General features: G+C 73.3%; 16 protein-coding genes. 2 read left to right on the top strand and 14 right to left on the bottom strand.

The genetic code is table 11. From position 1 onward, the window contains the following. Positions 1–7 precede the first annotated feature (7 nt). The 4 genes from ftsE to FZ103_RS02115 form a co-directional block, all read right to left on the bottom strand. Positions 8–697: a cell division ATP-binding protein FtsE gene (gene ftsE, locus FZ103_RS02130; RefSeq protein ID WP_186355676.1), complete on the bottom strand. Its 690-nt coding sequence runs from the start codon at positions 695–697 to the stop codon at positions 8–10. 331 nt (positions 698–1,028) lie between these two features. Continuing rightward, positions 1,029–2,144: a peptide chain release factor 2 gene (prfB, locus tag FZ103_RS02125; RefSeq protein WP_186355675.1), complete on the bottom strand. Its 1,116-nt coding sequence runs from the start codon at positions 2,142–2,144 to the stop codon at positions 1,029–1,031. Positions 2,145–2,345: 201 nt separating this feature from the next. After that, complete coding sequence (locus FZ103_RS02120) at positions 2,346–7,244, bottom strand: NAD-glutamate dehydrogenase (RefSeq protein ID WP_155998277.1); 4,899 nt, start codon at positions 7,242–7,244, stop codon at positions 2,346–2,348. Between the two features lie 407 nt (positions 7,245–7,651). Continuing rightward, the gene (locus FZ103_RS02115; RefSeq protein ID WP_155998275.1) at positions 7,652–8,410 is read right to left on the bottom strand and encodes an HAD family hydrolase; all 759 of its coding nucleotides are present in this window, start codon (positions 8,408–8,410) and stop codon (positions 7,652–7,654) included. Between the two features lie 182 nt (positions 8,411–8,592). Between FZ103_RS02115 and FZ103_RS02110 the strand changes: the two genes are divergently transcribed. Next, positions 8,593–10,218, top strand: a complete 1,626-nt coding sequence (locus FZ103_RS02110; RefSeq protein ID WP_155998273.1) for a hypothetical protein — start codon at positions 8,593–8,595, stop codon at positions 10,216–10,218. Positions 10,219–10,264: 46 nt separating this feature from the next. Here the strand turns inward: FZ103_RS02110 and pruA are convergent, their stop codons facing one another. The 3 genes from pruA to FZ103_RS02095 form a co-directional block, all read right to left on the bottom strand. Continuing rightward, positions 10,265–11,893 carry an L-glutamate gamma-semialdehyde dehydrogenase gene (gene pruA, locus FZ103_RS02105; RefSeq protein WP_155998271.1) on the bottom strand — a complete coding sequence of 543 codons (1,629 nt, stop codon included), beginning with the start codon at positions 11,891–11,893 and terminating at the stop codon, positions 10,265–10,267. A gap of 654 nt (positions 11,894–12,547) precedes the next feature. Next, a complete protein-coding gene (locus tag FZ103_RS02100; RefSeq protein ID WP_155998269.1) occupies positions 12,548–13,024 on the bottom strand; it encodes a DUF6912 family protein in 477 nt (158 codons plus the stop codon). A 200-nt stretch (positions 13,025–13,224) separates the two neighbouring features. Then, positions 13,225–13,890 carry an HAD family phosphatase gene (locus FZ103_RS02095; protein ID WP_155998267.1) on the bottom strand — a complete coding sequence of 222 codons (666 nt, stop codon included), beginning with the start codon at positions 13,888–13,890 and terminating at the stop codon, positions 13,225–13,227. Between the two features lie 187 nt (positions 13,891–14,077). Between FZ103_RS02095 and FZ103_RS02090 the strand changes: the two genes are divergently transcribed. Continuing rightward, positions 14,078–15,277, top strand: a complete 1,200-nt coding sequence (locus FZ103_RS02090; RefSeq protein ID WP_155998265.1) for an acyl-CoA dehydrogenase family protein — start codon at positions 14,078–14,080, stop codon at positions 15,275–15,277. Positions 15,278–15,491: 214 nt separating this feature from the next. On the opposite strand, the gene FZ103_RS02085 is transcribed toward FZ103_RS02090, so the two are convergent. The 7 genes from FZ103_RS02085 to FZ103_RS02055 all read right to left on the bottom strand — a co-directional run bounded on the left by FZ103_RS02085 (position 15,492) and on the right by FZ103_RS02055 (position 22,040). Beyond that, complete coding sequence (locus tag FZ103_RS02085; RefSeq protein WP_155998263.1) at positions 15,492–17,171, bottom strand: glycoside hydrolase family 3 protein; 1,680 nt, start codon at positions 17,169–17,171, stop codon at positions 15,492–15,494. A 230-nt stretch (positions 17,172–17,401) separates the two neighbouring features. Then, positions 17,402–19,087: a phosphoenolpyruvate--protein phosphotransferase gene (gene ptsP, locus FZ103_RS02080; protein ID WP_155998261.1), complete on the bottom strand. Its 1,686-nt coding sequence runs from the start codon at positions 19,085–19,087 to the stop codon at positions 17,402–17,404. Positions 19,088–19,098: 11 nt separating this feature from the next. Next, the gene (locus tag FZ103_RS02075) at positions 19,099–19,356 is read right to left on the bottom strand and encodes an HPr family phosphocarrier protein (RefSeq protein WP_186355674.1); all 258 of its coding nucleotides are present in this window, start codon (positions 19,354–19,356) and stop codon (positions 19,099–19,101) included. 32 nt (positions 19,357–19,388) lie between these two features. Next, positions 19,389–20,066 carry an HAD family phosphatase gene (locus FZ103_RS02070; RefSeq protein ID WP_155998259.1) on the bottom strand — a complete coding sequence of 226 codons (678 nt, stop codon included), beginning with the start codon at positions 20,064–20,066 and terminating at the stop codon, positions 19,389–19,391. Further along, positions 20,063–20,509: a PTS glucose transporter subunit IIA gene (locus tag FZ103_RS02065; protein ID WP_186355673.1), complete on the bottom strand. Its 447-nt coding sequence runs from the start codon at positions 20,507–20,509 to the stop codon at positions 20,063–20,065. Before FZ103_RS02065 ends, FZ103_RS02070 begins: the two co-directional genes overlap by 4 nt. A gap of 79 nt (positions 20,510–20,588) precedes the next feature. Further along, a complete protein-coding gene (locus tag FZ103_RS02060; RefSeq protein ID WP_155998257.1) occupies positions 20,589–20,825 on the bottom strand; it encodes a glucose PTS transporter subunit EIIB in 237 nt (78 codons plus the stop codon). 171 nt (positions 20,826–20,996) lie between these two features. Further along, positions 20,997–22,040 carry an SIS domain-containing protein gene (locus tag FZ103_RS02055; RefSeq protein ID WP_155998256.1) on the bottom strand — a complete coding sequence of 348 codons (1,044 nt, stop codon included), beginning with the start codon at positions 22,038–22,040 and terminating at the stop codon, positions 20,997–20,999. Positions 22,041–22,094 lie beyond the last annotated feature (54 nt).

Below are 22,094 nucleotides of genomic sequence, written 5' to 3'. Positions count from 1 at the left end.
CCGAGCGTCAGTACGCCTGTCCGTAGACGCCGCGGGTCTGGTCGCGCACGACCTCGCCCTCTTCGAGCTCGATCACGCGCTTGCGCATCGAGTCGACGATGGCGGCGTCGTGGGTCGCCATGACAACGGTCGTCCCGGTCCGGTTGATTCGGTCGAGCACCTTCATGATGCCGATCGAGGTAGCGGGGTCGATGTTCCCCGTGGGCTCGTCAGCGAGCAGGATCTGCGGGCGGTTGACGAACGCCCGCGCGATGGCGACCCGCTGCTGCTCGCCACCCGACAGCTCGTCGGGCATGCGGTCGGCCTTGCCTTCGAGGCCGACGAGTTCGACGACCTCGGGGACGACCTTGCGGATGAACCTCCGCGGCTTGCCGATCACCTCAAGGGCGAAGGCGACGTTCTCGAAGACGTTCTTGTTCGGCAGCAGCCGGAAGTCCTGGAAGACGCAGCCGATCCGGCGCCGCAGGTGCGGGACCTTCCAGTTGGACAGGCGCGCCAGGTCCTTGCCGGCGACGTGCACGCGGCCCCGGGTGGGCTTCTCCTCCTTCAGGACGAGCCTGAGGAAGGTCGACTTGCCCGAGCCGGACGGTCCGACGAGGAAGACGAACTCCCCCTTGTCGACGTCGATGGAGACGTTCTCCAGCGCCGGGTGCTTCTGGGTCGTATAGACCTTGGTGACGTTCTCAAAGTGGATCACGGCAGCATCACAAGGTTCTCAAAGGTAGGGGCGCCTCAGCGGATGACTGGGTCCACAGGAGGCAGTACCGGCCACAGGGCCAATCGTCAGTGTAGAGGTGATCGCAACCCGGAATGTCCAGATCGGCCCGCGACCTCGCGGAGCGGCCCGAGGGCGGGGGATATACGGGCGGCCTCGACCATACACGGCGGATCGGCCTCGGCTGTTCACCGAACAGCAGACTAGAGCATATCGAAAGTGTCAACCAGTGGTAACGTTCACGTATACCGAGGTTGGAGGCGCCCCTGCCGCGGCACGGTAGCGGCGGCGCGGGCGCCGCCGCCCGGCGCCGTCACTCCTCGCCGCCCTCGCGGCTGCGCATCCAGCGGATCTCGGCGTCGATGAATCCGTCGATCTCGCCGTCGAGAACACCGCCGGTGTTGCCGCTCTCCACGCCGGTGCGCACGTCCTTCACGCTCTGGTAGGGGTGCAGCACGTAGTTGCGCATCTGCGTGCCCCAGCTGCTCACGCTCTCGCCGCGCAGCTCGTCGATCTCGGCCTGCTCCTCGCGCCGCTTGCGCTCCAGCAGCTTGGCCTGGAGCATCCCCATCGCGGTGGCGCGGTTCTGGATCTGGCTCTTCTCGTTCTGGCAGGTGACCACGATGCCCGTGGGCACGTGCGTGATGCGCACCGCGGAATCGGTGGTGTTGACGCTCTGCCCGCCCGGGCCGCTGGAGCGGTAGACGTCGATACGCAGTTCGTTCTCGTCGATCTCGATGTGGTCGCTCTGCTGCACGACCGGCACCACGTCCACCCCCGCGAACGAGGTCTGGCGCCGGTTCTGGTTGTCGAACGGCGAGATCCGCACCAGCCGGTGGGTGCCGTGCTCGCCGCGCAGGATGCCGTAGGCGAAGGAGGCCTTGACCGCGAAGGTGGTGGACTTGATGCCCGCCTCCTCGGCGTAGGAGGTCTCGTAGATCTCCGTGGGGTAGCCGTGCCGCTCGGCCCAGCGCAGGTACATCCGCTGCAGCATCTGCGCCCAGTCGGCGGCGTCGATGCCCCCGGCCTGGGCGTTGATGCTCACCAGCGCCTCGCGCTCGTCGTAGGGGCCGTTGAGCAGCGTGCGGATCTCGAGTTCGCCGACGTCGGCGCGCAGCGACTCCAGCTCGGCGTCGGCCTCGGTCCGGGTGTCGGCGTCGTCCTCGGAGGCGGCGAGCTCGTACAGCACGCTCAGGTCGTCCAGGCGGCGGCGGATCGTGCCGACCTTGCTGACCGTGGACTCCAGGTGGGAGAGCTTGCGGGTGACCTGCTGGGCGTGGTCGGGGTTGTTCCACAGTTCGGGGTCGGCAGACTGCTCGCGCAGCTCGTCGATCTCGCGCTGCTTGGCATCGAGGTCCAGGACGGCCTCCACGCTCGCCAGGGTGGAGGAGAGTTCCTTGATCTTGTCTGCGGGGTCTAGGTCTGCCACACGCCCAAGTCTAGGGCGTCACACACCCCCTGCCTGCCACGCCGCCCGCCCGCCGGCCCTCGCCGAGCGGGCGGCGCGAAGCGCCACCGTTAGGGCGGCGGTGGGCGACGGGCGGGCAAGCAGGTGGCGCGAAGCGCCTCGGTTAGGGCGACGGGCGGGCGGGCGGCGCGAAGCGCCTCCGTTGGGGCGGCGGCGGCCGCCCTACTCCTCGGCCGACACCAGCAGCGACCGCACCGAGCGCAGTGCGACCGAGAGCGTGGCCAGGTCGAACTGCTCGGACTCCCAGATCTCGTGCAGCGTCTGGTCGGCCCGCTCGACGGCCACCCGGTTGCGTTCGAGCCAGCGCTCGCGCAGGGTGTCGGGCGCCTCCCCCGCGCCGCCGCTCTGCAGCACGGCGCGGGTCAACCCGGCGTGTGCGGCGTAGAGGTCGTCGCGCAGTCCGGCCCGCGCCATGGTCACCCACCGGTCGGTGCGCGGCAGCGCGATGATGCGCTCGCGCAGGGATCCGATCTGCAGGTTCTCGGCCAGGTCGAAGTAGACCTCGGCCACCTCGGGTACCGGGCGCCGGGTGCGGTGGGCGATGGAGACCAGGTCGAAGGTCGAGTAGGCCGGAACCATGCTGGCCACCCGCTCGGCCAGTTCGCGCGGGACGTCGTCCTTGGTGAAGCGGTCGCGCCGCTCGGCGAACAGGCGCAGGTCGCGGCCCTGCAGCAGCTCGGGCAGTTGCGGCACGATCTCGGCCACGCCCGCCGCGAAGAAGTCGATCTCCGAGCCCAGGTCGAAGGGCGACTTGCGGTTGCGCAGCAGCCAGCGGGCGCCGCGCTCGGTGAGCTTGCGCACCTCCAGCAGCAGCGCGAGCTGCACGTCGACGCCGATCCAGTGGTCGAGGTCCTCGATCTCCTCCCACAGTCGGCGCAGGCCGAAGACCTCGCGCACCACCAGGTAGGCGCGCGCGATGTCGTCGGGCGCGGCCCCCAGCTCCTCGCCGATGCGGAAGGCGAAGGTGGTGCCGCCCCGGTTGACCATGTCGTTGACGACCTGGTTGGCGACGATCTCGCGCGCCAGCGGGTGTTCGGGCATGACCTCGGCGAAGCGCCGGCGCAGCGCCGTGGGGAAGTACTCCACGAGTGTCGCGCGCAAGTAGGGGTCGCCGGGCAGCTCGGAGTCGGCGACCTCGTCCTTGAGGGTGTTCTTGGTGTAAGCGAGCAGGGTGGCGAACTCCGGGCCGGTCAGCCCTTGGCCGGCGGAGCGCCGCGAGGCGATCTCCTTGTCGTCGGGCAGCACCTCAAGCTTGCGCTTGAGCCGGCCCTCGCGTTCGAGGCGGCGCATGTAGCGGGCGTGGACGTGCATCATGGCGCCGGCCTGCTTGCGGGCGGCGGCCAGCACCACGTTCTGCGCGTAGTTGTTGCCCAGCACCAGGTCGGCGACCTCGCCGGTCATGCTCATGAACAGCTCGTCGCGCTCCTCCTTGGCGAGATCGCCCTCGGCGACCTCGCGATCGAGCATGATCTTGATGTTGACCTCGTGATCGGAGGTGTCCACACCGGCGGAGTTGTCGATGAAGTCGGTGTTGATCCGGCCGCCGTTGCGGGCGAACTCGATGCGCCCGGCCTGGGTCAGCCCGAGGTTGCCGCCCTCGCCCACGACCTTGCAGCGCAGGTCGGCGCCGTCGACCCGCACCGGGTCGTTGGCCTTGTCGCCCACGTCGGCGTCGGACTCGGTGGAGGCCTTGACGTAGGTGCCGATGCCGCCGTTCCACAGCAGGTCCACCGGCGCGGTGAGGATGTGCCGGATGAGCTCGAACGGCGCCAGGGCGGTGACCTCCGCGCCGATGCCCAGCGCCCGGCGCACCTGCGGGGTGAGGGGGATCGACTTGGCGGTGCGCGGGTGCACGCCGCCGCCCGCCGAGATCACCGCGGTGTCGTAGTCGGCCCAGGTGCTGCGCGGCAGGTCGAACATGCGCTGCCGCTCGGCGAAGGAGCGTTCGGGATCGGGGTCGGGGTCGAGGAAGACGTGCCGGTGGTCGAACGCGGCCACCAGCCGGATGTGCCGGGAGAGGAGCATGCCGTTGCCGAAGACGTCGCCGGACATGTCGCCGACCCCGACGGCGGTGAAGTCCTCGTTCTGCACGTCGACGCCGAGTTCGCGGAAGTGGTATTTGACCGACTCCCAGGCGCCGCGGGCGGTGATGCCCATGGCCTTGTGGTCGTAGCCCACCGAACCACCGGAGGCGAAGGCGTCGCCCAGCCAGAAGCCGCGCTCGATCGCGATGCCGTTGGCGATGTCGGAGAAGGTGGCGGTGCCCTTGTCGGCGGCGACCACCAGGTAGGGGTCGTCGCCGTCGTAGCGCACGACGTCGTCGGGGTGGACCACCCGGCCGCCGACGCGGTTGTCGGTGAGGTCGAGCATCCCGCTGATGAAGTCCTTGTAGCAGGCGATGACCTCGGCCTGGACCGCGTCGCGGTCGCCGCCGGCGGGCAGCTGCTTGCACACGAAGCCGCCCTTGGACCCGCTGGGCACGATCACCGAGTTCTTCACGGTCTGCGCCTTGACCAGGCCCAGGACCTCGGTGCGGAAGTCCTCGAAGCGGTCGGACCAGCGCAGGCCGCCGCGGGCGACCGCGCCGAAGCGCAGGTGGACGCCCTCCATGCGCGGCGAGTAGACGTACATCTCGTAACGGGGGCGGGGCGCCGGCAGGTCGGGGATGCGCCGCGGGTCGAGCTTGTAGGCCAGGTAGGGCTTGGGGCCCTCGGCGCCGCCCTGGAAGTAGGTGGTGCGCAGGGTGGCTTCGATGGCCGCCAGGAACGAGCGCAGGATGCGGTCCTGGTCGAGGCTGGCGACCTGGTCCAGCTCGCTGCGGAGCTCCTCGGTGAGGGCGTCGGTGCGCTCCTGGCGCGCGGCCTCGCGGCCGGGGTCGAAGCGGGACTCGAACAGCCGCACCAGCAGGTTGGCGATGCGCACGTTGGCGACCAGCACGTCGGCGATGTAGGCGGGGCTGAACGTGCTGCCGGTCTGGCGCAGGTACTTGGCGTAGGCGCGCAGGATGGTGAGCTGGCGCCAGTGCAGCCCGCCGCGCATCACCAGGGCGTTGAACCGGTCGGACTCGCCGCGGCCCTGCCACAGCGCGGTGAAGGCCTCCTCGAACAGGGACTTCAGCTGGTCGGGCGGCAGCTCGACGGCGTCGGCGACGGGCGCCAGGCCGAAGTCGTAGATCCAGGCGCGGCCGGACTCGGCGCCGGCGACGCCGTAGGGACGCTCGTCGCGGACCTCCACGCCCATGTGCTCCAGCAGCGGCAGCACCCGCGAGAGGGAGATCGGGTCGCCTTTGCGGTAGACCTTTAGCCGCCACTCGCCGGGCTCGGTGCCTTCGGGGCGGTAGAGGTTGACGGCGAGTTCGTCGTCGTCGAGGCGGTCGAGCCGGTGGACGTCGTCGACGGCGACCGCGGCCTCGGTGTCGACCTTGTAGCCCTCGGGCAGCGCGGCGCCGTAGGCCTGCATCAGCTCCTCGGCGCGTTCGGCGCCGAAGCGGGCGCGCAGCTCGCGGTCGAGGTCGTCGTCCCAGGACCGGGTGGCCGCGACGACCTCGGCCTCCAGGGCGGCGTGGTCGACGTCGGCGAGGATTCTGCCGCTCTCGGCGCGTACCACCAGGTAGAGCTGGGCGAAGGGAGCCGAGCCGACCGCGACGCTGTGGTCCATCGTGGCGCCTTCGAAGGCGCGGCTGAGGACCTGCTGGATCTTCATCCGCACGTCGGTGTTGTAGCGGTCGCGCGGCATGTAGACCAGGCACGACATGAACCTGCCGTAGGGGTCGCGGCGCAGGAAGAGCTTGGTGCCGCGGCGCTCGCGCAGGCGCAGCACCCCCAGGACGATGTCGTAGAGCTGGTCGACGGGGGCCTGCAGCAGCTCCTCGCGCGGGAAGCCCTCCAGGATCTCGATGAGGTCCTTGCCGTCGTAGCTGTCGGGGTCGAACCCGGCGAGGTCGAGGATCTCGGCCTGCTTGCGCTTGAGGATGGGGATCTGGGCGATGCCGGCGGTGACCGCCTCGTGGGTGTAGAGGCCCAGGAAGCGGTACTCGCCCACGACGCGGCCCTGCTCGTCGAAGCGCTTGACGCCGACGTAGTCGAGGTACCGGCGGCGGTGCACGGTGGCGCGGGAGTTGGCCTTGGTCAGGACCAGCACGTGGGCTTCGCGCGCCTTGGCGCGGGCCTCGGGCGGGAGGGCCGCGAAGCTCTCGGAGGCGGGGGCGTCGGCGCGCAGGAGGCCGAGCCCGGTGCCGGGGCGGGGGCTCAGGCCCAGCCGCTCGCCGGGTTCGGTGGGGGCGTCGCTGTCGTCGGGGGCGCTGACCAGGGTGTACTCCCGGTAGCCCATGAAGTGGAAGTGGCGGTCGGCGACCCAGCGCAGGAACTCCACGCTCTCCGACATCTCGCGGGCGTCGACGCCGCCGGCGGCCAGGCGGTCGGCGGCGCCGGCGAGCTCGTCGGCCAGCAGCAGGGCCTTGCGGCGCATCCGGCCGGCGTCCTCGGCGACGCTGTGCACGTCGCTCAGCACGCGTTCGAGGTCGGCGGTCAGCTCCTTGTGGGCGGCGGGTCCGCTGAGCCGGTCGATCTCCAGGTGCATCCAGGATTCCCGGAGGGGACTGGGACCGCCGGGGTCGGCGCCGGAAGGGGGCTCGACCTCGCGCAGAGTGCCGGCGACGTCGCGCGCCACCCGCAGTTGGGGGTGGATGAGCAGGTCGTAGCCGATGCCGCGCCGACCCAGCTCCATGGTGACCGAGTCGACCAGGAAGGGAGCGTCGTCGGTGACGATCTCGACGACGGAGTGGCCGGTCTCCCAGCCGTCGCGCTCGCGCTCGGGGGTGTAGACGCGCACTTTGGCCCGCCCCTGCGGCCGGTGCTGGGCGAACTCCAGGTGGGATGCCGCCGGGCCGCAGACCTCGGCGGGGTCGCGCTCCTGCAGCTCCTCGGTGGCGACGTGCCGGTAGTAGTGCCCCAGGAACCGCGCGGTGTGCTCGGAGTCGCCGGTGAACGGAGGACGATCGGAGCAGCGGGCTATGGCGTCGCGGAGCAATCGGTCCTGGACGGCGTCGTGCTGGCCGGGCATCGTGCGACCTCACTCCCTTGTGAGTCGTAGGGGGCCGGCCCCGGACCGGCGGGCTGGTCCGGGACGTCGGGTCGTTATGGAGTTGTGCGGGCGCCGGGTGGGCCCCGTGGGGTTCCCGCTCTCCGGTTGCCGGAGCGGGAAACCTGTGCGCACAGGTGCGGTGGAACGGCCGGACTCCGTTGTCCGGCCCCGCCGCGGCCCAGATTACTGGTTCGAGTGCCGCGGTTTTGTGATCAACACCGTTAACTGTGCGTTTCGGTGGTTAGGAGCGGTTTGCGCGGCCGCGGGTTCGGGCGGTCGTCCAAGGTCGGTCCCGTCCAACCTACGCCCGCGCAGGCGCGCGGCAAGGGCCTCGGCCGCTGCCGGTCAGGCGCGTGATCCGCCGCGCCGAGCGGGGTACGGGCGCCTCACGCGGCGCCGGCGGCCGTGGCCTCGCGCACGGCGCTGAGCAGCCGCGGGGTGTCGGTGAGGTCCTCCAGCACGTACTTGGCGCCGGCGGCGCGCAGCTGGGACTCGGTCGCCGATCCGCTGACCACGGCGACGGGGGTGGCGTGGCCGATGATGGCGGCCTCGACGTCGCGGGGGGAGTCGGTGATGTAGGCGGTGGCCGACTCGGGGAACTCGAAGCCGTGGGCCTGGGCCGCGCGCATCCGGGTGAACTGGATGAGGCTCGCCTTGGGGTAGTGCTCGGAGCCGAACCCGCCGATGCTCAGGTCGAGGTAGCCGTCGAGCCCGAAGGCGGCGAGTTTGGCCACGGCGTTGGCCATGATCGACCCGGTGACGACGGTCTGCACCGTGTCGTCGAGTCCGGCGACGGCCGCCAGCGCCTCCTGGGCGCCGGGCATGGCCCGTCCGCGCGCGGTGAGCTGGTCGCGGCGGCGCGCGAACGCCTCGCCCAGGGCGTCGACGAAGTCGGACAGGGGTTCCTCACCCGGTTCCAGGCGCACGTCGTTGCGCGCCAGGAACTCGAAGAAGATCTCGGAGTCGGTGCGGCCTCCGGTGGAGGCCAGATACACCAGTGGCACGCCGGTGACCTGCTCGAACGCCTCGGCGTAGGCCGAGCGGGTCACCTGGGCGACGTCGACGAGCGTCAGGTCGATATTCCACAACACCAGCCGGCTGATGGCAGTCTCCTCAGGGGAAAGAGCGTGCGGGCCTTCCACCATAATCCTGCCTCACGCCGGAACCGCCCCTACGGCGGCGGTGTCCGCGGCCCGGCGCACGGGCCGCCGTCGCGCGAAGGCGGTGGCAGGAGGCCGGAACGCTCCCGAGGGGCGCCGCGTCAGAACACGGTAGTCCATCTTCGATTCCCTGCCCTGATGCGGCGGCCGCCCGCGAAGGACCCCCGATGGCGCACGATCTCCCCGACGAGTACTTCTTCACCTCGCACGTCACCCACAACCGCAGGCAGAACGAGGCGATCCACGCGCTCGACGCGCAGCTCTCGGTCACGCGGGACCGGCTGAATTCCGAGATGCGCCGCATCAGCGGCAGCCTGGAGCAGCGCCTGGACCGGCTGTCGACCTCCTTCGACGCGTTCGTGGAGCTGAGCGACCTGCGGGCGCTGCTGGCGGTCTTCACCGAACCGGCCGCCGTCCGCTACCGCACGCACCGCGTCCTGGAGGGTGCGGCCGACGACGACGGCGGGCGCGACGACGTGGCGGGGTACTGGCTGTGCCCTGCGGCGCGCGGGCTGTCGGCCGCCGTGCGCGGCGACACGAGCGGCGCGCGCTCGCACATGGCGGCGGCCGCCGCGGTCGACGCGCTGCGGGCGGGGACGTTCGCCCTGCTGGGCACCGCGGCGGCCGCGCCCGACGAGGCGCCGCTGATGGCCGACTGGATCCTGGCCAAGATCCTGCCGGAACTGCCCGACGAGGTCACCCGCTACCAGCGCGCGCTGTGGATCGCTGCCGGGGACGGGCTGCTGGGTGACGACGCCTATGCGGCGGTGCAGCAGGCGGCGGCCGATGCGGTGCGGCGGGCGGACGCGGACGGCGACCCGGCGGCACGTCCCGAGTTCTGGATCTCGGCGGCACCCGCCCCGGCGCCGCCCGCGCGCAGCCGGGTGCTCAGCGGGTGCGAGGGGGCCCGCAGGCAGGTGGAGGCGGCCGCCCGGCTGGCGTCGCTGCGCGCGTGGTTGGAGGAGGCGCTGATGCCGCAGGAGGACGCCGCGGAGGAGGCCGGCGCAGCGGACTCGGCGGCCGCGGACGGCCGCGGCGGTGCGGCCGGCGGGCAGGGCGGCCTGGATGAGGAGGCGGCCGAGACGCTGCGGCTGCTGATCGACGAGGGGACGGCGGAGGAGGCCCCGCATCTGGCCCGCGCCACGCAGCTGCGCGCCGTCATCGAGAGCAGCGGCACCGCCTCGGCCGACAATCCCGTCCCCGCCTGGACGGACCCGGCAGGGTCGACCGCCGAACTGGTGCGCGCGGACGCCGTCAGCCGCCTGTGCTCGCCGGGGCGGCGGGCGCTGGCCATCGGGGTCTACTCGCCGGTGATCGCGCAAGCGGCCGAGGACTTGGCCGGGCGGGCGGCGGAACAGGTCGACGCCGAGGCCGAGGTGGTCTACCACGGCAAGCGGGTGCGCGTGACCGCCGGCGGGGTCGACGAGGCGTCGCTGCGCGCGGCGCGCGAGGCGGTCGAGGCCTCCTACGCGCCCGACCGCACCCGCCTCGCCTGGGCCGGGGCCGCCGGCGGCGCCGCGGTCCTGCTGGCCGTCCTGGCGCTGGCGGCGCAGACGGCCGGGCTCTGGCTGGCCGTGGTGGCGGCGCTGGCGGTGGCCGGAGTGGTCGTCTACCGGGACCGCCAGGACCGGGCCCGCAACCGGGCGGCGGTCGAGAGCGCCGGCCGCCGCCTGCGGGACAAGGCGGAGGAAGGGGCGGCCGAGTGCCGTGAACTGCACCGCCAGGCCGACACCGCGGCCCAGCAGGCCTCGGACGACCTCCCCGCGGTGCGCAAGCTGCTGCGGGGCGCCTGAGCGGACTCGCCGCGGCCGTGCCGGGCCCGCTGCGACCCGGCCGCCCTCACCCCATGTGCGGGTAGCGCCAGTCGGTGGGCGCGGTGAAGGTCTCCTTGACCGCGCGCGGGCTGACCCAGCGCACCAGGTTGAACACCGAGCCGGCCTTGTCGTTGGTGCCGCTGGCGCGGGCGCCGCCGAAGGGCTGCTGGCCCACGATCGAGCCCGTGGGCTTGTCGTTGATGTAGAAGTTGCCGGCCGAGAACCGCAGCGCGGCGTCGGCCGCGGCGACGGCGGCGCGGTCGCGCGCGATGACCGCGCCGGTCAGCGCGTAGGGCGCGACGTCGGCGAGCTGCGCCAGCACCTGCTCGTAGCGGGAGTCGTCGTAGACGTGCACGGCCAGGATCGGGCCGAAGTACTCGGTGCTGAAGACCTCGTCCTCGGGGTCGTCGCACTCCAGCACCGTGGGTTCGACGAAGTAGCCCACGCTGTCGTCGGCTCCCCCGCCGGCCAGGACGGTGATGGAGTCGGTGTCCCGGGCCCGCTTGAGGGCGCCGGCGTTCTTGGCGAAGGCGCGGTCGTCGATGACGGCTCCCATGAACGTCGAGACGTCGGCGGTGACGTCGCCCATGGTCAGCTGCTCCACCTCGCCGAGGAGGTCGTCGCGCAGGGACGACCACACGCTGCGGGGGATGTAGGCGCGCGACGCGGCCGAGCACTTCTGGCCCTGGTATTCGAAGGCGCCGCGGATCAGCGCCGTGCGCAGTACGTCGCGGTCGGCCGAGGAGTGGGCGACGATGAAGTCCTTGCCGCCGGTCTCGCCGACGATGCGCGGGTAGGAGCGGTACTGGGCGATGTGCTCGCCCGCGGTGCGCCACAGGTGCTGGAAGGTGCCCACCGAGCCGGTGAAGTGGATGCCGGCGAGGTCCGGCTGGGCCAGGGCGGTCTCGGAGACCGCGCGGCCGTCGCCGGTGACCATGTTGATGACGCCCGGCGGCATCCCGGCCTCCTCCAGGACCCGCATGACGTAGTGGGCGGAGTAGGTCTGGGTGGGCGAGGGCTTCCACACCACCACGTTGCCCATCAGCGCGGGGGCGGTGGGCAGGTTGCCGGCGATGGCGGTGAAGTTGAACGGGGTGATCGCCAGCACGAACCCCTCCAGCGGCCGCAGCTCCTGCCGGTTCCACACGCCGCGCACGGAGATGGGCTGCTCGGCGTAGAGGCGGCGGGCGAAGGAGACGTTGAACCGCCAGAAGTCGATCAGCTCGCAGGCGGCGTCGATCTCGGCCTGCTGCACGGACTTGGACTGGCCGAGCATGGTGGCGGCGTTCACCCGCGCGCGGTGGGGGCCTGCCAGCATGTCGGCGGCGCGCAGCAGGATGGCGGCCCTGTCGTCGAAGGACATGGCGCGCCAGGCGGGTGCGGCCTCGCGGGCGGCGTCGATCGCCCGCTGCACCTCGCCGGGCGTGGCGTTGCTCATCCGGCCCAGGACGTGGGCGTGGCCGTGGGGCTTGAGCGCCGGGATCAGCTCGCCGGCGCCGAGGCTGTGCTCGCCGCCGATCACCTGCTGCAGCTCGGTCTCCTCACCCGACTGGCGCGCGATCTCCGCTTCGAGCTCGACCCGCTCGGGGGAGCCCGGGGCGTAGGTGAGGTTGGGCTCGTTGACGGGAACGGGGACGTTGGTCACGGCATCCATCGCACTGCCTCCCGATCGGGGTAGGTCGGCGGGCCCGGACCGGGCGGACGCGGGGTGGGCGCATCCCGGCGGCGGGCGCCGCGCGGTGATCCATACCCGCTCGGCAGGGGGCGGTAATCGTCTCCGCGCAGCGCGCACCGAGGTTCCCGCCGCAGCTTCGAGCAGGGAACCCGCCGAGGCCCGAGGGCGCGCACCACAAAAGCTGCGGCAATGGGGCTGAAAGGCGCGAATCCCACCCCTCACCCGCCACCGCCCCAAACGGAGGCGCTTCGCGCCACGTACTTGTTCTGGGCCGGCTTGCCGCCGAGCGCACGACGCGCCTTATGCGCTGGAACCCGGCCACCGGGGACGCGGCTCCATCGGAAAAGTACAGCGTGCGCTCGGTGACAAGGAAACACGTGACGCGAAGCGTCTCCGATGGGGTGGTGGCGGGCATGTGCTGGAACCCGGCTACCGGGGGTACCGCTCCATGTGGCAGGTACCGCGTGCGCTCGGCGGCAGGCAAACACGTGACGCGAAGCGTCTCCGTTGGGGCGGTGGCGGGCTGACGGGCGGGCCGCGCTGCGCGAACCGCGCCCATTGCCGCAACCTCTGGGGTTCCCGGCTCTTGGGATTCCCGGTGGGTCCCTCCCGGCCTGTCGGCAGGAGCGGAACCTAGCCGCGGTCGAGCAGGTAGGGCAGTTCCTGGGTGGCGTACCAGAGCAGTTCGTGGTCGGCCAGGGGACCGGCTTCGGGGTCGGACCCGGGGTGGGCCGCGGCTTCGGTCACGGCCGCTTCGGCCTCGGGGGCGTCGACGTGCAGGGCGGCGACGCGCTTGAGAGGCAGCGCGCCGGTGAGGGTGACGGCGGCCGGGCGGTCGTCGTCGGCGGCCGGCTCGACGACGGCTTCAGGCGCCTCGGCGGCGATCACCGCGCGCCGGCGCGGCGCGGCGGGGTCGGCGTGCAGCAGGCGCAGGGATTCGGCGGCGGCGCTGCGCAGGGCTTCGTACTCCAGCTCCTCGTCATCGCCGGCTCCCTCGGGGCCGGCGAGCCGGTCGGTGACGGCGAAGGCGGTCAGCGGCGGGCCGCTGATCCCGCCGGCGTCGAGGACGGCGGCCAGGTCGGTGAAGGTGCTGGGCAGGTAGATGCGCATCGCGGTCCCGCGGATCGTCTCGGGTGGTCGGAGCAGGGGCGTGGGCAAGTCTGCCAGAGGCGCCCGTTGTCCGGTCCGGCGCAGCGCCCCGCCGGAGGCCCTGGAGACGGCGCGCCGCCCGCGGCGAGGCGGCCGTGGGCGGCGCGCAGGCTCGGTCGGGCGGTGGCGGCCGACCGGAGGAGAGCTTCCGGCACGGCCGCTCAGGAGGGCATCGGGTCCAGTTCGATGCCGCAGGTCTCGGCGAGCCGGTCCCGCGTCTCGGCGGGGTCGCGGTGCAGGATGCCGATCATGCCCAGCTCGACGGCCGCGTGCACGTTGTCCTCCATGTCGTCGATGAAGACGCACTCCTCGGGAGCCAGGCCCACCAGCTCGATCGCGTGCCGGAAGATCTCCGGTTCGGGTTTGCGCATGCCCACCTCGCCGGAGATGACCACGTCGTCGAGGGCCTCGGCGAACAGGTCGCGCGGATAGCCGTTCCCCCAGGAGTTGGACAGCAGGCAGGTACGCACCTGCTGCTGGCGGGCCTGGCGCAGCGCCGCGTACATCTCCTCGACCGGGTGGAAGCCCGAGAACATCCGGTGGATCAGCCCTTCGGCGGGGACGGGGCCGCCGCCGACCAGGCGCAGCTCCGCGGCGAGGACGCGCTCGAACTCGGCGGTGGTGATCTCGCCGCGCTCCAAGGCATGGATGGGGTTGCCCTCCACGGCGCCGCCGTTGTAGGCGCCCTGCACCCAGGAGCGCATCACGTCGCGGTAGCGGGTGTCGTCGATGCCGTCGGCGGCCAGCCAGGCGGTGATGGTCTCGCGCAGCGGGGTTGTCAGCACCCCGCCCCAGTCGGTGATGATGCCGCGACACAGAGTCGTCATACATGCCTCCATCGCTCGCTGTGCGCCCGCCTCGGGCGCGGACCCCCGCGCGCTTCGCACCGGCGCGCGCCGGGGCAGCGTTTGTTCCCTGGCAGCGGCCCCGCTAACCCCCGGCCGCCCGGGGAGCCGGCGCGCGGCACGCCGCCCACACAGTACCGACCAGTCGGTCTGATGGCATACTGCGGGCATGGACTTCGATCTCAGCGCCACCGCCCGCGGCCGCCTGGCCGAGTTGCAGTCGTTCATGGACGAGCACGTGTACCCGGCCGAACCCGTCTACCACCGCCAGCGCGCCGAAGCCGGGTGGGACAGCCACGAACTGCCGCCGGTCATGGAGGAGCTGAAGGCCCAGGCGCGCCGCCGCGGCCTGTGGAACCTGTTCCTGCCCGATGTGGGCGGGCTGAGCGTCACCGACTACGCGCCGCTGGCCGAGCTGACCGGCCGCTCGCCCGTGCTGGCGCCCCAGGCCCTCAACTGCTCGGCGCCCGACACCGGCAACATGGAGGTGCTGCACATGTTCGGCACCCCCGAGCAGCGCGAGCGGTGGCTGGAGCCGCTGCTGGAGGGGCGCATCCGCTCCGCGTTCGCCATGACCGAGCCCGACGTGGCCTCCTCCGACGCCGCCAACATCGCCACCTCCATCGTCCGCGACGGCGACGACTACGTGATCAACGGGCGCAAGTGGTGGATCAGCGGCGCGGCCGACCCGCGCTGCGAGATCTTCATCGTGATGGGCAAGACCGACCCCGAGGGCCCCGCGCACCGGCAGCAGTCGATGATCCTGGTGCCCCGCGATACACCCGGCCTGGAGATCGTCCGCGCCCTGCCGGTCTTCGGCTACCAGGACCAGGAGGGCCACTGCGAGCTGCGGTTCACCGACGTGCGGGTGCCCGCCGCCAATCTGATCGCCGGTGAGGGCGAGGGCTTCGCGATCGCCCAGGCCCGGCTGGGGCCCGGCCGCATCCACCACTGCATGCGGGCCATCGGCATGGCCGAGCGCGCGCTGGAGCTGATGGTGCGCCGCGCCGAGCAGCGGGTGGCGTTCGGCAAGCCGCTGGCCGCCCAGGGCGTGGTCCAGCAGCAGATCGCCGAGTCGCGGCTGGCGATCGAGCAGGCGCGGCTGCTGGTGCTCAAGACGGCCTGGCTGATCGACCACCGCGGCACCAAGGAGGCGCGCACGGAGATCTCGGCGATCAAGGTGGCCGCTCCCCGGGTGGCGGTGGAGGTCCTCGACCGCGCCATCCAGGTGCACGGCGGAGCCGGGGTCAGCGACGACTTCCCGCTGGCCGAGATGTACGCCCACGCGCGGGCCATGCGGATCTTCGACGGCCCCGACGAGGTGCACCTGCGCGCGCTGGCCCGCCAGGAGGCCAAGCGGCACGCGTAAGCGGCGCCTGCGCCGCCGAGCGCCGGCCGCCCCCGGGGACGGTCCGGGGGCGGTCGCGATCGAGGCGGCGGCATCGGCGGCGGGACGCGCGCGGCGCTGCACGCCCGCCGGCCGCCATCCCCGCCCCGCAACGGCCCGGGACCGGGTCGCCGGGCGGTTCCCGAGGACGCAGCACCGCGGGACTGGGGAGAGGCCGGGGCGGTGGTCGTCCCGCTCAGTAGGACAGGCCGTCGCCGAACCCCAGATCGGTCCCCGGGATGCCGACCGGCAGCTTGCCCGAGGGGGACACCTCCCCCGCCAGCACGCGCGCGGCGGCCGCGCGCGAGGCGTCCACCGCCGAGTATGTGGCCAGGTAGCCGTCGACGCCCTCCAACTCCGCGATGTCGTAGGGGTTGCCCTGGGCGACGACGACCACCGGGGTGCCCGACGACCCGGCCGAGGCGACGAGGGAGCGCTGCTCGGCGTCGCCCCGGGCGTCGAGCGTGCCCACCACGGCCACGTCGGCGGAGGCGGGATCGGCGGTGACCGTGTAGCCCAGTTCCTCCAGGCCCGCGCCGATCTCCTCGGCACCGGAGCCGGTGACGCTCACCGTGGCTCCCTCGGCCAGCGGCAGCACGCCGCCGCTGTTGCGCAGCAGCGTGACCGAGTCGTCGGCGAGGTCGCGCGCCGCCGCGCGGTGCTCCTCGGTGCCCACGGCCTGGGCGGCGGCCGCGGGGCTTGCCGCGCCGGCGTCGAAGAGGCCGCGTCGGGCCTTGGCGGTGAGGATGCGCAGCACCGACCGGTCCAGCCGCTCGGTGGTGATGCGGCCTTCGTCGACCGCGGTGCGCAGCGCGTCGAAGGCGGCCTGCGGGTCGGGCGGCATGAGCAGCTGGTCGGCGCCGGCGAGCACGGCGCGCACCGCCACCTCGCCGTCGGAGTGGGTCTGGCGCACGCCCTCCATGTTCAGCGCGTCGGTGGTGACGATGCCGTCGTAGCCGAGCTCCTCGCGCAGGATGCCCTGGACGACGTCGGGCGAGAGGGTGGAGGGCTCGCCGGAGTCGGTGAGGGCGGGCATGAGGACGTGGGCGGTCATGATCGCGTCGACGCCGGAGTCGACCGCGGCCCGGAAGGGCGGCAGGTCCTCCTTCTCCCACTCGGCACGGGACTTCTCGATGACGGGAAGCCCGGTGTGGCTGTCGACGTCGGTGTCGCCGTGGCCGGGGAAGTGCTTGACGACGGGCACCACGCCGCCCTCGCTGAAGGCGGCGGCCTCGGCGGTGGCCATGTCGGCGACCAGATCGGGGTCGGAACCGAAGGAGCGGATGCCGATGACGGGGTTGTCGGGGTTGGTGTTGACGTCGGCGACCGGGGCGTAGTCGAGGTTGATGCCCAAGGCGGTGAGCTCCTCGGCGGTGGCGCGCGCCAGGGCCCGGGCGTGGGCGGTGTCGCGGGTCGCACCCACCGCCATCGCGTCGGGGAAGCGCGTGCCCACCGGAAGCCGGGCCACCATGCCCTGCTCCTGGTCGATGCCGAGGAACAGCGGGACGCCGGCGCCGGTTTCGGCCGCGGTCTGCTGGAGCCCGTTGGACATCCGGGCGATCTGCTCGGGGCCGTTCAGGTTCTCGGGGAAGTAGATGAGGCCGCCGGGGTGGTAGGCCGAGACCAGGTCGGCACTCTCCTCGGCCGTGGTGCCCTGGGCGAGCAGCACCAGCAGCTGGCCGATCTTCTCCTCCGGCGACATCTCGGCCAGGCGCTCGCGGGCCTGCTGCCGGGCCTCGTCGGGACCGGGCGAGGGGGTGGCCGAACCGGTGGCCTCGCCCGGCCGGCCGGGCGAATCCGGGCTGCACCCCGACAGTGCGGGGGCCAGCAGCAGCACGGCGGTTCCGATCAGCGCGAACAGGCGGCGAAACGGCATGCGGACCTTCCGGTGGCGGACGCGGCGGGACAGGGGCACGGCGGGGGAAGGCCGCGTAGACCGGGCGGCGCGTGCGGGGGCGCGGGTGCGCTGCGGAGTCTGCGCCGTGGGGCGGGCTCACCGGTCGCGGCCCGCCCCACGATAGCGCCTGCGCCACCGGCGCCGCCCCGTCGTCCACAAGCACCCTCCAGGCCGCCGGGCATCCGGGCGCCGCCGGCCGGGCACTCGGGCTACAGGCCCAGTTCGGCCAGGCCCGGGAGCCGCTCGGCCGCGGCGGTGCGCGCCTCCTCGGGACCGCGGGCGGCGCGGGCCGCCTCGGCGGCGGCACGGCACTGGGCGAGTTCGGCGCGGGCGAGCGCGGCCCGCACCAGCGGCAGCGCCGAGGGGCCCATGGACAGGCTGGTGACGCCGAGCCCGGTGAGCACGCAGGCCAGCAGCGGATCGGCGGCGGCCTCCCCGCACACCCCGCAGGTGCGGCCCGCATCGGCGGCGGAGGCGGCCGAGGCCGCCACCAGGTCCAGCACCGCCGGCTGCCAGGGGTCCTGGAAGCGGCCCAGTCCCCCGGTCTCGCGGTCGGCCGCGCAGGTGTACTGGGTGAGGTCGTTGGTTCCGATGCTGAAGAAGTCGACGTGCTCGGCGATGTGGCGGGCCCGCAGCGCCGCGGCGGGGACCTCGATCATCACCCCGGCGTGCTGCACCCCGGCCTTGGCCGCGGCCGCGGCGAACCATTCGGCGTCGGCCGCGTCGGTCACCATGGGCGCCATGACCTGCAGGTGGGCGTCGGTGTCGCGCTCGGCCTCGGCTAGCGCCGCCAGTTGGGCGTCCAGGGTCTCGGGCAGGCGGCGCATCATGCGCAGTCCGCGCTCGCCCAGCGCCGGGTTGGGCTCGTCGCGGCCGCCGGGCGGCAGGAACTCCAGCGGCTTGTCCGCGCCGGCGTCGAGCGTGCGGACCACGACCCGGCCGCCGGGGAAGGCTTCCAGCACCGCCCGGTAGGCGGCCACCTGCTCGGCGTGCCCCGGCGCGTCGGCGCGGTCGAGGAACAGGAACTCGGTGCGGTAGAGCCCCACTCCCTCGGCTCCGTGCTCCAAGGCCGCCGGCAGGTCCTTGGGGCCGCCGATGTTGGCGAGCAGCGGCACCTCGTGCCCGTCGGCGGTGCGCCCGGGCCCGCCGGCGCCGGCAGCGGCGGCGGCGCGGGCCTGCGCGGCCGCGGTGACGGTCTCGACGACCCCCGGCTCGGGGTCGGCGGCCACTTCGCCGGTGGCGCCGTCGACCAGCAGCATGGTGCCCTCCGCCACGGTGTCGGCGCCGGGGCAGGCGACGACGGCCGGCAGGCCCAGCGAGCGGGCGAGAATGGCGGTGTGGCTGGTCGGCCCGCCTTCGCGGGTCACGAACGCGACGACCCGCCGGGGGTCGAGGGCGGCGGTGTCGGCCGGCGCGAGGTCCTCGGCGACCAGCACGAAGGGGACGTCGGAGTCGGGCACGCCCGGCATCGGCGCCCCCATCAGCCGGGCCACGATCCTGTCGCGGACGTCGTCGAGGTCGGCCACGCGGGCGGCCAGGTACTCCCCCGCCCCGGCAAGCATCTCCCGGTAGACCGCCATCGCCTCGGAGACGGCGCGCGCCGCCGATGCGCCCTCGCCCACGCGCTTGCGCACGTCCTCGGCCAGGGCGGGGTCGCGGGCCATCAGCGCCTGGGCGTTGAGGACCTCCGCGGCGTCGCCGCCGGCGCGCTCGCCCAGTTCGCCGAGAGCGCGGGCGGTCTCCTCCATCGCCGCGGCCGCGCGCTCGGCTTCGGCGGCCGCGTCGCCGCCGTGGCGGGCGTCGGGGTCGGGCCGCGGGACGTCGCGGACCAGCCGTTTGGCGGGCCCGTATCCCGCGCCGGGGCTGACCCCGGCGCCCTTGAACCTCTGCGGCATGCTCGCCCCCTCTAGCCTGCCTCGGCGATCTCGACGAGCCGGTCGAGCAGGGCGTCGGCGTCGTCCCCTTCGGCGCTGATGACGATCTCGTCGCCCTTGCGGACGTCCAGGCCCATCACGGCCAGGATGCTCTTGGCCGAGACCGGGGTGCCCTCGCCCTTGGCGACGGTGACCTCTCCGCCGGCCTTGGCGGCGGCCTCGACGAACAGGGCGGCGGGGCGGGCGTGCAGGCCGACCTCGGACTGGACTGTGACTCGGCGTTGCGCCACGGGAGGCACCTTTCTTCGGGTTGCTACTGCTACTACGGCTGGAGCCGTTCTCTGCGGCCGATGCGCGGCCAGTCGACCTCGGTGAGGTGGTCGACGACCAGGTCGGCCCTGCCCAGCACCGCGGGCTCGTGGGTGGTGGTGATCGCGACGACGCGCATGCCGGCGCGCCGCCCCGCCTCGATGCCGGCGGGGGTGTCCTCGAACACGACGATGCGTGCCGGGTCCTCGCCCAGCATCCGCGCACCGCTGAGGTAGCCCTCCGGATCGGGCTTTCCCGCGGTGACGTCGGTGGCGGTGACCAGGCCCCGGAACATCCCCAGCACCCCGAGCCGGTCCAGGGCGGTCCGCGCCCATCCCCGCCCGGCCGAGGTGACCAGGCCGAAGGGCACGCCCCGGGCGTGCAGGCGGTGCAGGAACGCCACGGACTCCGGCAGCTCCTGGGAGTCGGGCAGGTCGGGCGCGGACTGGATCAGCTGCAGCTCGGCCAGCAGCACGTCCCAGGTGACGCCGGGGAAGAGCTGGGGGTCCTCGGTGAGCACGTCGGCGCCGCGGCGCCCCATGAAGCGGTGCAGGGTGGTCTCGTCGTGGGGGACGTTGTGCATGTCCAGCAGCCGGGACCACACCTCCATGGAGCGCGGCTCGCTGTTGATCAGCGTCCCGTCGAGGTCGAAGAGGGCGGCGCGGGGGGCGGTGTCGTCGGTGTCGGTCATGACCAGGAGAACAACGCGTCGCCGGTGGCCACTTCCCCGCGGGCCGGCGCGTCCACCGCGCCGGTGTCGGCGTCCAGCGCGACGACGGGCACCACCGCGGAGAGCCCCTTGGCCTCGACGTCGGCGGGGTTCCACCGGATGACGGGAGTGCCCGCCTCGACGTGCGCGCCCTCCTCGACGAGCTTTTCGAATCCGGCCCCGTCGAGCTTGACGGTGTCGATGCCCAGGTGCACCAGGACGCCGCGGGCGCCGTCGGCCAGCACCATGAAGGCGTGCGGGTGCAGTTTGACCACCTGCCCGCTGACCGGTGCCACGGCCTCCTGCGGCCGGGGGGCGGGCTGCACGGCCGCGCCGGGGCCGACCATGCCCTGGGCGAAGACCGGGTCGGGGACCTCCGCCATCGCGACGGCGGTCCCGGGGACGGGGGCGAGCACGTGGAGCACGCAGCACCTCCTGCGGACGGGGCGCGGCCGCCGGCGGCGGGCCGCGCCCGGTTGGGGGTTCGGGCGAGGCGGGCGGACGTCAGTCGAGCAGGTCGTTGATGTCGTCGGTGAGCGAGTCGGCTTCGGGACCGACCACGACCTGCACGACGTTTCCGGAGATGAGGACGCCGTGGGCGCCGGCCGCCTTCAGCGCCGGCTCGTCGACCTTGCCGGGGTCGCCGACCTCGGTGCGCAGCCGGGTGATGCACGCCTCGATGTCCTCGATGTTGTCGGCGCCGCCGAGCCCGGCGACGATCGCCGCTGCCTTGTCGGCCATGTGTTCCTCCAGTTCGACTCGTGCGTGGTGCGGTACCCGGTGCGCCGCGCGCGGAGGGATCCGCGGCCGGGGTGCCGTGGCTCCGGGGATGTTTCGAGCTTAAGCGGCCCGGCGGGCGGCGCCCAGCCGGGTGCCGGGGCGGCCCTCCTGCGCGCCGGACCGCGCGCCGGGTCAGGACGTCTGGGTGACCTTGCCCAGGCCGCGCGGTGCGTCGGGGTTGTAGCCCAGCCTCCGGGCCAGCCGCTCGGTGATCAGCTGGGCGGGGACGATGAGCGCGATGGGTGCCAGCCACTCGGGAAGGTCGGGCACCGGCACGGACAAATCGCAGGCGCCGGCGAGCGCGGCTCCCCCGCCGATGCCGTAGGCGGGCGCGCCGGCGGCGGTCACCCGCTCGGCCAGCGCGACGGTGCCGGCGAGCGTCGGGCCGGAGTTCGCGGCGGTCAGCAGCGCCGGGGTGAAGCGGTCGACGACGGCGATGGGGCCGTGCAGCAGGTCGGCGTAGGACAGCCCCATCGCGTGCAGGTAGCAGGCCTCCTTGAGCTTGAGGGCGGCCTCCAGGGCGGTGGAGAAGGCCATGCCGCGCCCGGAGACCACCGCGCCCTGCACGCCGACGAGGCGCTCCACGATGGCGTCTGTGTCGTCGCCGGGCTGGGCGAGCACCTGGTCGATGGCCTCGGGGACGGCCTGCAACTCAGCGGGGTCCAGATCGGCGCCCAGGCCCAGGGCGAGCACGGCGAGGGCGGCCAGCTGGGTGGTGTAGGTCTTGGTGGCCGGTACCGCGAGCTCGCTGCCGGCGCGGGTGACCAGGGCGAGGTCGGCGGCGCGGGTCAGCGGCGACCCCTCGCCGTTGGTGACGCCGACGGTGCGGGCGCCGCAGTCGGCGGCCCAGGCCATGGTGTCGACGATCTCCTCGGTGCGGCCCGACTGGGAGATGGCCACGGCGAGCACCCCGGTCAGATCCACCTTGGCGCCGTAGGTGGTGGCGATGGACGGGGATGCGAGGGTGGCCAGGCGCCCGGTGTGGGCCTGCAGCAGGTAGCTGCCGTAGACGGCGGCGTTGTCGGAGGAGCCGCGGGCGATGAACAGCACCTGCCGGGTCTGGCTGCCGAGGGCGGCGATCTCCGGCGTCAGCGGCAGCAGCGTGTCCAGGGTCGCGCGCAGCGCCTCGGGCTGCTCGGCGATCTCCGAGCGCATGACGCTTGTCGTGGTTGTCATCAGATGTCTTCCCTCGGGTCCGTCTCAGTGCCGATGAGGCCGCTGTGGCCAGCG

The sequence above is a fragment of the Streptomonospora sp. PA3 genome, assembly GCF_009728995.1.
GTDB lineage: Bacteria > Actinomycetota > Actinomycetes > Streptosporangiales > Streptosporangiaceae > Streptomonospora.
This window is presented reverse-complemented; position numbering and strand designations above follow the sequence as displayed.

Excerpts from the sequence above, each read along its gene's own strand:
- FZ103_RS02085 (WP_155998263.1), bottom strand. The coding sequence starts at position 17,171 with ATGCCGTTTCGCCGCCTGTTCGCGCTGATCGGAACCGCCGTGCTGCTG.
- FZ103_RS02095 (WP_155998267.1), bottom strand. The coding sequence starts at position 13,890 with ATGACGACTCTGTGTCGCGGCATCATCACCGACTGGGGCGGGGTGCTG.
- FZ103_RS02070 (WP_155998259.1), bottom strand. The coding sequence starts at position 20,066 with ATGACCGACACCGACGACACCGCCCCCCGCGCCGCCCTCTTCGACCTC.
- FZ103_RS02115 (WP_155998275.1), bottom strand. The coding sequence starts at position 8,410 with ATGGTGGAAGGCCCGCACGCTCTTTCCCCTGAGGAGACTGCCATCAGC.
- pruA (WP_155998271.1), bottom strand. The coding sequence starts at position 11,893 with ATGGATGCCGTGACCAACGTCCCCGTTCCCGTCAACGAGCCCAACCTC.
- FZ103_RS02055 (WP_155998256.1), bottom strand. The coding sequence starts at position 22,040 with ATGACAACCACGACAAGCGTCATGCGCTCGGAGATCGCCGAGCAGCCC.
- FZ103_RS02060 (WP_155998257.1), bottom strand. The coding sequence starts at position 20,825 with ATGGCCGACAAGGCAGCGGCGATCGTCGCCGGGCTCGGCGGCGCCGAC.
- FZ103_RS02100 (WP_155998269.1), bottom strand. The coding sequence starts at position 13,024 with ATGCGCATCTACCTGCCCAGCACCTTCACCGACCTGGCCGCCGTCCTC.
- FZ103_RS02090 (WP_155998265.1), top strand. The coding sequence starts at position 14,078 with ATGGACTTCGATCTCAGCGCCACCGCCCGCGGCCGCCTGGCCGAGTTG.
- ptsP (WP_155998261.1), bottom strand. The coding sequence starts at position 19,087 with ATGCCGCAGAGGTTCAAGGGCGCCGGGGTCAGCCCCGGCGCGGGATAC.
- FZ103_RS02120 (WP_155998277.1), bottom strand. The coding sequence starts at position 7,244 with ATGCCCGGCCAGCACGACGCCGTCCAGGACCGATTGCTCCGCGACGCC.
- FZ103_RS02110 (WP_155998273.1), top strand. The coding sequence starts at position 8,593 with ATGGCGCACGATCTCCCCGACGAGTACTTCTTCACCTCGCACGTCACC.